Below are 12,986 nucleotides of genomic sequence, written 5' to 3' on the forward strand. Positions count from 1 at the left end.
CGGTGCGCCTGCTGCAAGCGGTGCCTCAGTACTCTTCCCACTCGGTCTCGGTGACTGCGGCATGCGCGACCACCTTGCCTGCTTTCCTGGCGGCAGTGGCAGTGACCGTGACGCGTGGCGCGGCGGCAGGCTTCGCTGGTGCGCGGATGGCTGGGGCCGGAACCGGAACCGGAACCGGCGGCAGCGCCTGCGTGCCGTCGAGCTTGAACACGCTGACGGCTTCGGCCAGGATGCCGGCCTGATCCTGCAACGCTTCTGACGCGGCGGCGGCTTCTTCCACGAGGGCGGCATTTTGCTGTGTCACGGCATCCATTTCCGTGATGGCCTGGTTGATCTGTTCAATCCCCGCTTCCTGCTCGTTGCTGGCGGACGTGATCTCGGCCATGATGTCCGTGACGCGGCGCACGCTGCTGACGATCTCTTCCATGGTACTGCCCGCCTGGTTCACCAGGTTGCTGCCGAGATTAACCTGCTGCACGGAGTCGTCGATGAGGATCTTGATTTCCTTGGCGGCGGCGGCGGAGCGGTGCGCCAGGTTGCGCACTTCCGTGGCCACCACGGCAAAGCCGCGACCCTGTTCGCCCGCCCTGGCCGCCTCCACGGCCGCATTCAGGGCCAGGATATTGGTCTGGAAGGCAATACCGTCGATAACACCGATGATGTCGACGATTTTCTTCGACGAGGCATTGATCGAATCCATGGTCGTGATCACTTCCGCCACCACCTGGCCGCCCTTGCTGGCCACGCTGGAGGCCGATTGCGCCATCTGGTTGGCCTGGCGTGCGTTTTCGCCATTCTGCTTGACGGTCGACGTCAGTTCTTCCATCGACGAGGCCGTTTCTTCCAGCGAGCTGGCTTGTTGTTCCGTGCGCGAGGACAAGTCCATATTGCCGGAGGCGATTTCACGCGAGCCATGGGCGATGGCATCCGTGCCATGGCGCACGCGGGCCACGATGCCTTGCAGATTGTCGTTCATTTCTTTCAGGGCGCGCAGCAGCAGGCCCGTTTCATCATTGCCGCGCGCGTCGATGCTGCCCGACAGGTCGCCAGATGCCACGCGTTGCGCCACCTTGACGGCTTCGGCGATGGGCCGACTGATCGAGCGGCTGATCAGGACGGCCAGCGCGATGGCAATGGCCGTCGCGGCGAGCGACAGGGACAGGGACAGGATGATGGCCAGACGCCCGTCGGCGAGAGCTTGCTTGCCTTCGGCTGCCATCAGCGATTCCTGGAAGCCGGCCATGGCCGCCAGCGCCGTCAGGAATTTTTCTTGTGGATAGCGCAGCTGCGTCAGCAGGAAGATGCCGGCCGTTTCGGTTTTTCCCTCTTGCAACAATTTGATATTCGCATCGCGCGTCCTGGCATAGCTTTCGCGGCTGGTCATCACGGCCTGGAGCAGTTCCTGGCCCTTGGACGTGTTGATCAGGGTTTTCAGGCGCGCCAGCAGTTCCAGGTTCTTTTTGACCGATGCCTGAATCTTGGCCACGGCACTGCTGACTTCGTCGGCATCGTTGGCGCCGATGATCGCGTTGCCCAGCAGGCGGGCCTGGATATTGATCTCGGACTGTATCGTATTCGACAGCATGACCTTGACATAGCGGTCATTGAGGATTTTTTCCGTCGAGGCATTGATGTTGCGGATGCGGCTCACGGAAACAAATGCCACCATGGCAAGCAGGACAATGATCAGGCCGAAACTGAAGGCCAGACAGGTACTGATTTTAAGCTTGGACATAGGTAATCCATCCTCGGCGACATGCGGGAAGCGCCCGGCAGCATGTGTACACGCACCCGCCAGATGGGCAGGCGCGCTGCGGCACGATGCCGATGCGGTCGTTTTTTCTTACAGAGAGCTAGCTCGGCAGGTATGGGGCCGTGGATGCGTATTTCTGGTGGCCGGGAAGTCATGGCGACCCACCCGGTGGCGTATTCTTGCGGGGCCGCGCAGCGTGGCACGGTCTGATTCTGTTGTTGAGTGTAGGACGATAATTTCTACTAGGCAAGACGTTCTGAAAAAAAATCGTTCGCTCAGCAACGCTTGCAGTGCGGGCATAAAAATGCCCCGGCGTGCGGGGCATCGGGCTTACGCGGGCCGGTCCGGCCCTGATGCTCAGGCGCGCAAGGTGGACAGGATAGGCTGCAGTACGGCCGCGCCCAGGGCGGCGCTGCGGGCGCCGCTCCAGCCCGTTTGTGGGTCGGGATCGTTGGCATTGTCCTTGAACGGCAGTTCCAGGGTCAGTGCCAGGCAGCCGAAGGCGTGCGTGATGTGGGGCGAACCCATGGTCAGCACTTCCGGCGTGAACGGACCGTCTTCATAGCCGTGCTCATCCTGGAAGTCGGGGCTGGCCACCTTGAAGTCGGCGATGAAGCGGTCTTGCTCTGCCTTTTGTGCTGGCGTGAAATTTTCCAGCGCATCGCTGCCGGCGACGAACACGTAAGGCAGACCTTCGTCGCCATGTACGTCGAGGAACAGATCGCAGCCGATTTCATGCATTTTCTGTTTCACCAGGAATACTTCCGGGCTGCGTTCCATCGTCGGCGTCATCCATTCACGGTTCAGGTTAGCGCCGGCCGCGTTGGTGCGCAGGTTGCCATGCACGGAACCGTCCGGGTTCATGTTCGGCACCACGTAGAAGACGGCGTCTTGCAGGCATTGGCGGGCAAACGGATTGGCCTGGTCCAGCAATGCTTCGAGCATGCCCTCGACAAACCATTCCGCCATCGTTTCGCCCGGATGCTGACGCGCGATGACCCAGACTTTCTTCTCGGCATCGGCGTCGCCGACCACCAGCAGGTTCATGTCGCGCCCTTCCACCGTGCTGCCCAGGTCGATCAGGCGCACCAGCGGCGACGCTTGCGCGCTGTCGATCAGGGCCAGGTGGCGATCCCATGGGTATGGCTCGAAGTAGGCGTAGTACACGCTTTCTTCCTCGGGGGTGTGTGCGATGGTCATCACCGTGCCGTCAAAGCTGGTTGGCACGCGGAACCAGGTTTCGCGGTCATAGCTGGCGACGGCCTGGTAGTCTTTCCAGCCGTCCGGGTAGGCCGACTTGCCTGCATTCATGAAGCGGATCGTGCACGCCTCGCCTTGCGCGCCTTGCAGGCGGAAATAAAACCACTGCGTGATGTCGGCGTGGGAATCCTTGCGGATGTTCAGCTCGATGGATTGGGCATCGTCGGCGCGCAGCACCTCGATCGCGCCGGCGTCGAATTGCTGGCTGATTTTAATGGTCATGAGTGTTCCTGATAAAAACATATGGGTTTTGCATCGTGTGCAATGGCGCGATGATACCTGTTTTAGTCGCGCCTTTGTGCTGGCGCAAACGACGCGGGACATGCTTTGCTAACGTGATAGCTCCAACACGGGGAGAGCATCATGGACGACCATAGCAACCACATACGCGACCTGGAAAAGAAAATCAGCGCCCTCAGCGACGCCTTGGCGCACCTGGGCAAGGGCACGACTTTGCAGGAATTGCTGCGCATCATACGTTTTCCCGGCTATACCACGCCGGCCGAGTTCACCTTCAACGTCGCCATCCTCGACACCATGCTGGTGCAGGCCAATGCGCTGGAAAAGCTGGGGCAGGATTTGCTGGCAGGGGCGAAGCAGGTGGTGGCGAAGCAGTGAACGTCTGAGAAAATGTCCATGGCGGCGTTGCGTTGCCTTGGCGTACTAGTCGTACTGCCTGCGGCCACGCGCCTGGCCCTGAACATTTTTCAGGCGTTTAATTAGTCAGGCCGCCAAAACGTTCGTAGAACCACGGCTCCACGTCCGGCGCCTGCTCATCCTCGCGCCGCAGGGTGGCCAGGATATGTTCCTCGGCCGCCGCATGGGTGAGGCGGTACAGGTCGCGCGCCAGCGCATACGCTTGCGTGCCGGGCCACGGTTCGGGCAGCAGTTCGACGGGCAGTTGCGGGTCGTGCAATTGCACGCGGCGGTAGGCGTGCGTCAGCAGCGAGCGGATGACAAACGCTTGCTCCGCATCGAACACGGGTTCCTGCTGGAGCAAGGTCAGCAGGGGCTGGAAGCTGGCGATGAATTTTTCGTAGCCGGCCATCACTTCCGACAAGTCCCAGCATTCGCCCACCATGTCGCGCAGCGGGCGTGTGCTGACATCCGGCAACTCTGTCGTGTGGCAAACATACAGCTTGCCCTGTACCTCGTTGCGCACGAGGATGTCTTCCAGCGCCTCCGAGTTGCTGGCTGGATGGCCAAAGATGCCGGGAGAGATCAAGCCATAGCCAGCCCACAATAATTCCTTGCGCAGCGCCCCCCGCTCGGCGGCGCCGATGCTGCCGGCCGGCCCGATCACCAGGGTCCAGCTGCCATCCCAGTGCACGACCAGCGGCGCATAGATGCGGCGATAGGCGCGTTCGAAGCGGGCCAGCGCTTCCGGGCGTATCGTATAGGCGCTGCGGCGGCCGTCGCGTTGCGAGCTGAGCCAGCCCTCCTGCGCCAGGCGGAACACGCTGGTGCGCAGCAAGCGGTCATTCACGCCAAACGGTGCCAGCAGGTCGATCAGGCTGCCCAGCCAGATGGCGCCGCCGCGCGGCACGATGGCGTCGCCGAAAATCGTCATCACCAGGGACTTTGAGCGCGGTGGGTCGCTTTCCAGGAAATCGGCTATCCATGCCGTGCAGCGGGTGTTCTTCATGTGGTTCCGGTCTGGCCGTGTTGCGGTCGATTCAATAAAAGCAGCAGTTTACTTGGCTGCGCGGGTAGCGCGTCAATAATTTGCCGGAAGCGCTGGTGGCACTTCGTAGTGTTTTCTCATAAGCAATATCATACGCACAAAAAAGCTGCACAAGATACGAATTTTTAAAATGACTCACATCAAGTGTATGCAAATCGTTTTTTGTATCGTATTATCTGTTCATCGCACCGCGTTGCTGCGCAAAATCAAAGACATGGGAGACAGATCATGTACGCACAAATGGTTGAAACCGGCCTCAAGAACGTCCGCTCCATCGACGACATGGGCCAGGAAGAGCGCGCTTTTCAGGCGCGCATCGACGAAGGCATCAAGATCGAGGCCAAGGATTGGATGCCGGACGCTTACCGCAAGACCCTGATCCGCCAGATTTCGCAGCATGCGCACTCGGAAATCGTCGGTCAATTGCCCGAAGGTAACTGGGTCACGCGCGCACCGACCCTGAAACGCAAGTCCATCCTGCTGGCGAAGATCCAGGACGAAGCCGGTCACGGCCTGTACCTGTACAGCGCCGCGGAAACCCTGGGCGTGTCGCGCGACGATCTGCTCGCTGCCTTGCACTCGGGCAAAGCCAAGTATTCCAGCATCTTCAACTATCCCACCCTGTCGTGGGCCGACATGGGCGCCATCGGCTGGCTGGTCGACGGCTCCGCCATCATCAACCAGATTCCCCTGTGCCGCTGCTCGTATGGTCCGTATGCGCGCGCCATGATCCGCGTCTGCAAGGAAGAATCCTTCCATGCACGCCAGGGCTACGACATCATGATGTCGCTGTGCAAGGGTACGCCAGAGCAGAAAGCCATGGCGCAGGATGCCCTGAACCGCTGGTGGTGGCCATCGCTGATGATGTTCGGCCCGTCCGACGCCGCCTCCGTCAACAGCGCCCAATCGGCGCAATGGCGCATCAAGCTGTTCTCGAACGACGAATTGCGCCAGCGCATGGTCGACCAGACCGTGCCGCAAATCGAATACCTGGGCCTGACCGTGCCCGATCCCGACCTGAAGTTCAATGCCGAAACAGGCCACTATGAATTCGGCGAGATCGACTGGTCCGAGTTCAACAATGTCCTGAAGGGCAATGGCCCGTGCAACCGCGAGCGCCTGCAAACGCGGGTCAAAGCGTATGAAGACGGCGCATGGTTCCGCGATGCCTTGCTCGCGTATGCAGACAAGCAAGCCGCTAATAAAGCAGCAGCGTAATTACATAAGACAGATAGGGGAGAGCAACATGAGCAAAGAATGGCCATTGTGGGAAGTTTTCATCCGCAGCCAGCACGGCCTGGCGCACAAGCATGTGGGCAGCCTGCACGCCTCCGACGCCACCATGGCGGTCAACCATGCGCGCGACGTCTACACGCGCCGCAATGAAGGCGTGAGCATCTGGGTGGTGCGCGCGGCCGATATCGTCGCCAGCAGCCCTGGCGACAAGGGCGCCCTGTTCGAACCGTCGAACAGCAAGGTGTACCGCCATCCCACCTTCTTCCCGATGCCGGAAGAAGTCAAGAACCTGTGATGGGAGCGCCTGTAATGGATGACAAGATTAACTACTTGCTGCGCCTGGGCGACAACGCCCTGATCCTCAGCCAGCAACTGTCGCAGCTGTGCGGCAAGGGGCCGGCGCTGGAAGAAGACATGGCGCTGACCAACGTGGCGCTCGACCTGCTGGGCCAGACGCGCTTGTGGTTCAGCTATGCGGCCGAACTGGAAAATGCGGGCCGCGACGAGGATGACATCGCCTTCTTGCGCGACGCCCACGACTTCAAGAATTGCTTGCTGCTGGAGCAGCCGAACGGCAATTACGCCGACACCATGATGCGCCAGTTCTTCTTCGACAGCTGGCACTACTTCCAGTTGCTGGAACTGGCGAAATGCAGCGATCCACGCATCGTCGAAGTGGCGCAGAAGTCGATCAAGGAAGTGACGTATCACCTGCGCCGCAGCGGCGACCTGATTGTGCGTCTCGGCGACGGCACGGCGGACAGCCATGCCAAGACGCAGGCGGCGGCCGACAAGCTGTGGATGTACACGGGCGAGATGTTCAAGTACGACGCCGTCGACCAGGCCATGCTTGCCGCCGGCATCGCGCCGCCATCGGACGTGTTGCGCCAGGCCTTCCTCGAACACGTGGCCGAGATCTTCGCCGAAGCCACCTTGAGCATGCCGGCGCCCGACGCGTGGATGCAAAAGGGCGGCAAGCAGGGCACGCACACGGAACACCTGGGTTTTATTCTGGCCGAGATGCAGTTCCTGCAGCGCGCCTATCCCGGGGCGGAGTGGTAGTGAACACGCCCATGGCAACGCTGGACGCCGCCCAGGTCTGGGCCTGGCTGGGCGATGTGCCGGACCCGGAAATTCCCGTCATTTCGGTGGTGGACCTGGGCATCGTGCGCGCCGTCGATGTGGTCAGCAGCGAAGAGTGCATCGTGACGATCACGCCCACCTATTCGGGCTGCCCGGCCATGCAGGTGATCGCCGATGCCGTCACGGATGCCTTGCGCAGCCATGGCGTGGCCAAGGTAACGCTGGTGAACCAGCTGGCGCCCGCCTGGACCACGGACTGGATGAGCGAGGCGGGCAAGGCCAAGCTGAAAGGCTATGGCATCGCCCCGCCGCAGCAGCAGGTGATCGACATCAGTGGTTTGAAAGGTGGTGTCAAGCGCCAGCCCATGCCGACGCTGGAGGTGATCTGCCCGAACTGCGGTTCCACGCATACGCAGCTGACCAGCCAGTTTGGCTCCACGCCGTGCAAGGCCCTGTACAAATGCCTGGCTTGCCGCGAACCGTTTGACTACTTCAAGTGCCACTAAAAAAATCAGGCACACGTTCCGAAGAAACTGGAGATGAAGCATGAGTAAATTTTATCCGCTGTGCGTATCGAACGTGCGCAATGAAACGCGCGACACCATCGCCGTCACGTTCGACGTGCCAGCGGAACTGCAGCAGCAGTTCCGCTTCCAGCAGGGGCAGCACCTGACCCTGCGCGCCAATATCAATGCGGAAGACGTGCGCCGCTCGTATTCCATCTGTTCGGCGGTGCAGGACGGCACGCTGCGCGTGGCCATCAAGCGCACACCGGGCGGCGCCTTTTCGACCTGGGCGAACGACACACTGAAAGCCGGCGCCACCATCGAGGTGATGCCGCCCATGGGCCACTTCAACGTGCCGCTCGACTGCGTCAACCGCAAGCACTACCTGGCCTTTGCGGCCGGCAGCGGCATCACGCCCATCCTCTCCATCATCAAGACGACACTGCTGACGGAACCCCTGAGCCGTTTTACTGTGTTCTACGGTAACCGCGCTTCGTCTTCCGTCATCTTCAAGGAAGAATTGACGGACTTGAAGGATGTGTACCTGGAGCGTTTGAACCTGGTCTACGTGATGAGCCGCGAGCAGCAGGATATTGAGCTGTTCAACGGCCGCATCACGCAGGAAAAATGCGAGCAATTCCTGCAGCACTGGATACGTGTCGAAGACTACGACAACGCGTTTATTTGCGGCCCGGAAGACATGATGCTCGGTGTTTCCGCCGCCCTGCAGGCGGCCGGCATGCCCAAGCAGAACATCAAGATCGAACTGTTCGCCGCCAGCATCCCGAAAAACTTTCATAAGCCGCGTGCGCAGCTGGCTGCGGATGCGGTGCGGGAAACGGAAGTGACCGTCATCATGGATGGCAACCACACCACCTTCACGATGGACAAGGACAAGGAATCCATCCTCGACGCGGGCCTGCGAGCGGGGCTGGACATGCGCTACTCATGCAAGGGTGGCGTGTGTTCGACCTGCCGCTGCAAGATCCTCGACGGCAAGGTCGAAATGGACGTCAACTACGCGCTGGAAGACTACGAAGTGGCGCGCGGCTTCGTCCTCAGTTGCCAGAGTTTTCCGCTGACCGACAAGGTGGTGGTCGACTTCGACCAGGCTGAATAGTCGCAAACCCCAAACAACATCCGGGGTCGGACCTTAAGGGTAATTCGGCCCATTGGGGGCGAATGACGATTCCGCAGGAACCGACCTTACTTGTCCCTGGGTTAAAAATAAACGTATACGAGACACGCCATGACCTACCAAAACATCCTCTTCACCATCGAGCAGGGTATCGCGACGCTCACCCTGAACCGTCCCGACAAGCTCAATAGTTTTACGCAAGCCATGCACGAGGAAGTGCGCGACGCGCTTGCGAAAGTCAATGCCGACAGTTCCGTGCGCGTGTTCGTGCTGACGGGTGCGGGCCGCGGCTTTTGCGCGGGCCAGGATCTGTCCGACCGCGCCGTGGAACCCGGTTCGAAGGGCGTGGATCTGGGCGAGTCGGTAGAAAAAAACTATGCGCCGCTGGTGCTGGCCTTGAAAGCCTTGGCTATGCCCGTGATCTGCGCCGTCAACGGCGTGGCCGCCGGCGCGGGCGCCAACCTGGCACTGGCGTGCGACATCGTCATCGCCGGCAAGTCGGCCAGCTTCGTGGAAGTATTCTGCAAATTGGGCCTGATTCCGGACACGGGCGGCACCTTCTTCCTGCCTCGCTTGATCGGTTCCGCGCGCGCCATGGGCCTGGCCATGCTCGGCGAAAAACTGACGGCCGAAAAAGCGGAAGATTGGGGCCTGATCTGGAAATGCGTGGACGATGCGCAGCTGGCGGATGAAACGCGCAAGCTGGCCGTGCATTTTGCCAGTGCGCCGACCAAGGGCCTGGCCTACACCAAGCAGGCGCTGGCCGCCAGCGGTGCGAATACCCTGCCGCAGCAGCTGGCGCTGGAAGCGCGCATGATGAGCGATCTCGGTAACAGCGACGATTACCGCGAAGGCGTGGCCGCCTTCATGGAAAAGCGCGCACCGCAATTCAAGGGACACTGATATGACCGAATTGGCAAACAAACTGGCAAACAACAGTATCGTCGCCGTCATCGGCAGCGGCGCCATGGGCGCCGGCATCGCGCAGGTGGCAGCCGCCGCCGGTTACACAGTCAAACTGTACGACACGCGCGCGGAAGCGGTCAGCAAGGCTTTGCTCGATATCGGCAAGATGTATGCGAAGCTGGCCGAAAAGGGCCGTATGACGGCTGACGAAGCCACGGCCGCCACGGCGCGCCTGCAGGCGGCCGGCAGCCTGGCCGACGTGAGCGACGCGTCTCTGGTGGTGGAAGCCATCGTGGAAAACCTCGACGTCAAGCGCGGCCTGTTCGCCGAACTCGAAGCGTTAGTCAGCGACGACTGCATCCTGGCGACGAATACCTCGTCGATTTCCGTGACGGCCATCGCCGCCAAGCTGCGCCATCCGGAACGCCTGGTCGGCATGCATTTCTTTAATCCCGTTCCCCTGATGGCGCTGGTCGAAGTGATCAGTGGCCTGGCCACCAGCGAGCAGGTCGCCGCCACCGTCTACGACACCTCGATCGCCTGGGGCAAGAACCCCGTGCATGCGAAATCGACGCCGGGCTTCATCGTCAACCGTGTCGCCCGTCCGTTTTATGCGGAAGGCTGGCGCCTGTTGAACGAGCAGGCGGGTGACCCCGCCACCATCGATGCGGTGCTGCGCGAAGCGGGCGGTTTCCGCATGGGCCCATTCGAGTTGATGGACCTGATCGGCCACGACGTGAATTTCTCCGTCACGCAATCCGTATTCGGCGCCTACTTCAACGACCCGCGCTTCACGCCGTCCGTGCTGCAGCAGGAAATGGTCAACGCCGGATTCCTTGGCCGCAAATCGGGCCGTGGCTTTTATCTGTACGGCGAAGGCGCCGCTGCCCCTGTGGCGCAGGCGGAAAGCGCGCAAGCGACCCCGGAATTCGTCGCCCTGTCGGCTGCCATCGGCGGCGATGGCCGTGGCCACAGCGGCGTCATTCGCAGCCTGGTGCAGCGGCTGGAGCAGGCGGGCATCACCGTCAGCCGCCGCGTGACGCAGGAAGGCCAGACGCATGACGAGGCACCTGCCCTGCATTGCAACGGCGCCGCGATTTATCTGACCGACGGTCGCAGCGCCACCCAGCGCGCGCACGACAACCAGCATCCGGACACGGTGCTGTTCGACCTGGCGCTCGACTACGCCGGTGCCAAACGCATTGCCGTGGCCCGTGCCGACCAGTGCAGCGATGCCGCCTACGCGGCTACTGTCGGCCTGTTCCAGGCGGCCGGTTTCATCGTCACGCGCCTGGACGACGTGCCTGGCCTGGCCGTCATGCGCACGGTCGCCATGCTGGCCAACGAGGCGGCCGACGCCGTCAACCAGGGCGTGTGCACGGTGGCTGCCGTCGATATCGCCATGCAGAAGGGCGTCAACTATCCGCGCGGACCGCTGGCCTGGGCCGATGCCGTCGGCGCCCAGCACATCGTGACCGTGCTGCACCACCTGGCGCAAGGCTATGGCGAAGACCGCTACCGGGTCTCGCCGCTGCTGCGCCGCAAACTTGCCACTGGAGCGACGTTTCATGCCGAATGAAGACCACAACATGACGGCACAGGCATTGGCCGAAGCGGCCGCCGCCTCCATGCTGTCGCGCGATAACGCCACCGCCGCCATGGGCATCGCCCTGGCCGACGTGGGGCCCGGCCATGCGCGCATGACGATGACGGTGCGCCCAGACATGCTCAATGGCCACCAGACCTGCCACGGCGGCTTTATCTTTGCCCTGGCCGACAGTGCCTTCGCGTTTGCCTGCAACAGCTACAACATGAATACCGTGGGCGCCGGCTGCACCATCGATTACCTGGCGCCGGGACGTGAAGGCGACGTGCTCACGGCGCACGCCGTCGAGCAGGCGCTGGCGGGAAAGAGCGGTGTCTACGACGTCAAGGTCAGCAACCAGGATGGCCGCGCCATCGCGCTCTTCCGAGGCAAGTCGATCCGCGTGGCGGGTGAAGTCATTAGCGATTGAAGATACAAGAGCAGGCTTGAACTGCCGCCGCAGCTTTAAATAGTTAAAGAACCAATTAGGAGACAATGATGGTCCAACGAATTCCCGCCCCGAATGACCTCGAGCCGATCGAGCGCGCCAGCAAGGATGAACTGCAGGCGCTGCAGCTCGAACGCATGAAATGGACGCTCAAGCACGCGTATGACAACGTGCCCCATTACCGCGCCGCTTTTGACGCAGCGGGCGTGCATCCGGACGATCTCAAATCCTTGTCCGACCTGGCCAAATTCCCGTTCACGGACAAAAAAGTCTTGCGCGACAATTACCCGTTTGGCCTGTTTGCCGTACCGCGCGAGCAAGTGGTGCGCATCCACGCGTCGAGCGGCACCACGGGCAAGGCCACGGTGGTCGGCTACACGCAGAACGACATCGATACCTGGGCCAACGTGGTGGCGCGCTCGATCCGCGCCGGCGGCGGCCGCGCGGGCGACATGGTGCATATCTCCTACGGCTACGGCCTGTTCACGGGCGGCCTGGGCGCGCACTATGGCGCCGAACGCCTGGGCTGCACGGTCATCCCGATGTCGGGCGGCCAGACGGAAAAGCAGGTGCAACTGATCCAGGATTTCAAACCATCGATCATCATGGTCACGCCGTCGTACATGCTCAACATCATCGAGGAATTCACGCGCCAGGGTCTCGATCCGGCTGAATCGTCGCTGAAGGTGGGCATCTTCGGCGCCGAACCGTGGACGGACGCCATGCGTTCGGAAATCGAGGCGCGCGCCGGCATTGACGCCGTCGACATCTACGGCCTGTCCGAAGTGATGGGGCCTGGCGTGGCGTCCGAATGCATCGAAAGCAAGGACGGTCCCGTCATCTGGGAAGACCATTTTTATCCCGAGATCATCGATCCGGAAACGGGCGAAGTGCTGCCGGACGGCGAAGAGGGCGAACTGGTGTTTACCTCCTTGTCGAAAGAGGCGCTGCCCATCATCCGCTACCGCACGCGCGACCTGACCCGCTTGCTGCCGCCGACCTCGCGGGCCATGCGCCGCATCGGCAAGATCACGGGCCGCTCCGACGACATGCTGATCATCCGCGGCGTGAACGTCTTCCCCACGCAGATCGAAGAGCTGATCCTCAAAATGCCGAAGCTGGCGCCGCAATACCAGCTGGTGGTCACGCGCGACGGCCACCTCGACAAACTGGAAGTGATCGCCGAGCTGCGTATCGATCTTACTGCCACCCTTTCGGCCAGCGAGACTGATGGCCTGGCGCGCGAGCTGGAACACCGCATCAAGACGCATGTGGGCGTGAGCACGCGCGTGCGCCTGGTGGCCGCCGCCGGCATCGAACGCACCCTGACGGGCAAAGCCCGCCGCGTGGTTGACCAGCGCCCGAAGATTTTCTCCTGATAGCCCGA

At 61.7% G+C, this 12,986-nt stretch carries 13 protein-coding genes; 10 read left to right on the plus strand and 3 right to left on the minus strand.

Annotated elements, in window-relative coordinates; translation table 11 throughout:
* Positions 1-25 precede the first annotated feature (25 nt).
* Entirely contained in the window at positions 26-1,735 is a 1,710-nt protein-coding gene (locus tag KY494_RS30050) for a methyl-accepting chemotaxis protein (protein WP_219888148.1), read from the minus strand.
* A 375-nt stretch (positions 1,736-2,110) separates the two neighbouring features.
* Positions 2,111-3,235: a M14-type cytosolic carboxypeptidase gene (locus tag KY494_RS21305; protein ID WP_219132663.1), complete on the minus strand. Its 1,125-nt coding sequence runs from the start codon at positions 3,233-3,235 to the stop codon at positions 2,111-2,113.
* Positions 3,236-3,376: 141 nt separating this feature from the next.
* Between KY494_RS21305 and KY494_RS21310 the strand changes: the two genes are divergently transcribed.
* A complete protein-coding gene (locus KY494_RS21310; protein WP_219888149.1) occupies positions 3,377-3,631 on the plus strand; it encodes a hypothetical protein in 255 nt (84 codons plus the stop codon).
* 97 nt (positions 3,632-3,728) lie between these two features.
* Here the strand turns inward: KY494_RS21310 and paaX are convergent, their stop codons facing one another.
* Positions 3,729-4,658, minus strand: coding sequence for a phenylacetic acid degradation operon negative regulatory protein PaaX (paaX, locus tag KY494_RS21315; RefSeq protein WP_219888150.1), 930 nt, complete (start codon positions 4,656-4,658; stop codon positions 3,729-3,731).
* A 267-nt stretch (positions 4,659-4,925) separates the two neighbouring features.
* Here paaX and paaA point away from each other — a divergent pair, with 267 nt between their 5' ends.
* The 9 genes from paaA (at position 4,926) to paaK (ending at position 12,978) form a co-directional block, all read left to right on the plus strand.
* Entirely contained in the window at positions 4,926-5,915 is a 990-nt protein-coding gene (gene paaA / locus KY494_RS21320) for a 1,2-phenylacetyl-CoA epoxidase subunit PaaA (RefSeq protein ID WP_219132666.1), read from the plus strand.
* 28 nt (positions 5,916-5,943) lie between these two features.
* Positions 5,944-6,228, plus strand: a complete 285-nt coding sequence (gene paaB / locus KY494_RS21325) for a 1,2-phenylacetyl-CoA epoxidase subunit PaaB (RefSeq protein WP_034746356.1) — start codon at positions 5,944-5,946, stop codon at positions 6,226-6,228.
* 14 nt (positions 6,229-6,242) lie between these two features.
* On the plus strand, positions 6,243-6,995 hold the full coding sequence (gene paaC, locus KY494_RS21330) for a 1,2-phenylacetyl-CoA epoxidase subunit PaaC (RefSeq protein ID WP_219888151.1): 753 nt from the start codon (positions 6,243-6,245) through the stop codon (positions 6,993-6,995).
* An 11-nt stretch (positions 6,996-7,006) separates the two neighbouring features.
* Positions 7,007-7,522, plus strand: a complete 516-nt coding sequence (paaD, locus tag KY494_RS21335) for a 1,2-phenylacetyl-CoA epoxidase subunit PaaD (protein ID WP_219888152.1) — start codon at positions 7,007-7,009, stop codon at positions 7,520-7,522.
* Between the two features lie 40 nt (positions 7,523-7,562).
* Positions 7,563-8,642 carry a 1,2-phenylacetyl-CoA epoxidase subunit PaaE gene (gene paaE / locus KY494_RS21340; protein WP_219888153.1) on the plus strand — a complete coding sequence of 360 codons (1,080 nt, stop codon included), beginning with the start codon at positions 7,563-7,565 and terminating at the stop codon, positions 8,640-8,642.
* A 129-nt stretch (positions 8,643-8,771) separates the two neighbouring features.
* Positions 8,772-9,563, plus strand: a complete 792-nt coding sequence (gene paaG / locus KY494_RS21345) for a 2-(1,2-epoxy-1,2-dihydrophenyl)acetyl-CoA isomerase PaaG (protein ID WP_219888154.1) — start codon at positions 8,772-8,774, stop codon at positions 9,561-9,563.
* A gap of 1 nt (position 9,564) precedes the next feature.
* Entirely contained in the window at positions 9,565-11,145 is a 1,581-nt protein-coding gene (gene paaH, locus KY494_RS21350; RefSeq protein ID WP_219888155.1) for a 3-hydroxyacyl-CoA dehydrogenase PaaH, read from the plus strand.
* A complete protein-coding gene (gene paaI / locus KY494_RS21355; protein WP_219888156.1) occupies positions 11,135-11,581 on the plus strand; it encodes a hydroxyphenylacetyl-CoA thioesterase PaaI in 447 nt (148 codons plus the stop codon). Before paaH ends, paaI begins: the two co-directional genes overlap by 11 nt.
* A 68-nt stretch (positions 11,582-11,649) precedes the next feature.
* Positions 11,650-12,978: a phenylacetate--CoA ligase PaaK gene (paaK, locus tag KY494_RS21360; RefSeq protein WP_219132940.1), complete on the plus strand. Its 1,329-nt coding sequence runs from the start codon at positions 11,650-11,652 to the stop codon at positions 12,976-12,978.
* Positions 12,979-12,986 lie beyond the last annotated feature (8 nt).

The organism is Janthinobacterium sp. PAMC25594 (assembly GCF_019443505.1).
In the GTDB taxonomy this organism is placed as follows: Bacteria; Pseudomonadota; Gammaproteobacteria; order Burkholderiales; family Burkholderiaceae_D; genus Janthinobacterium.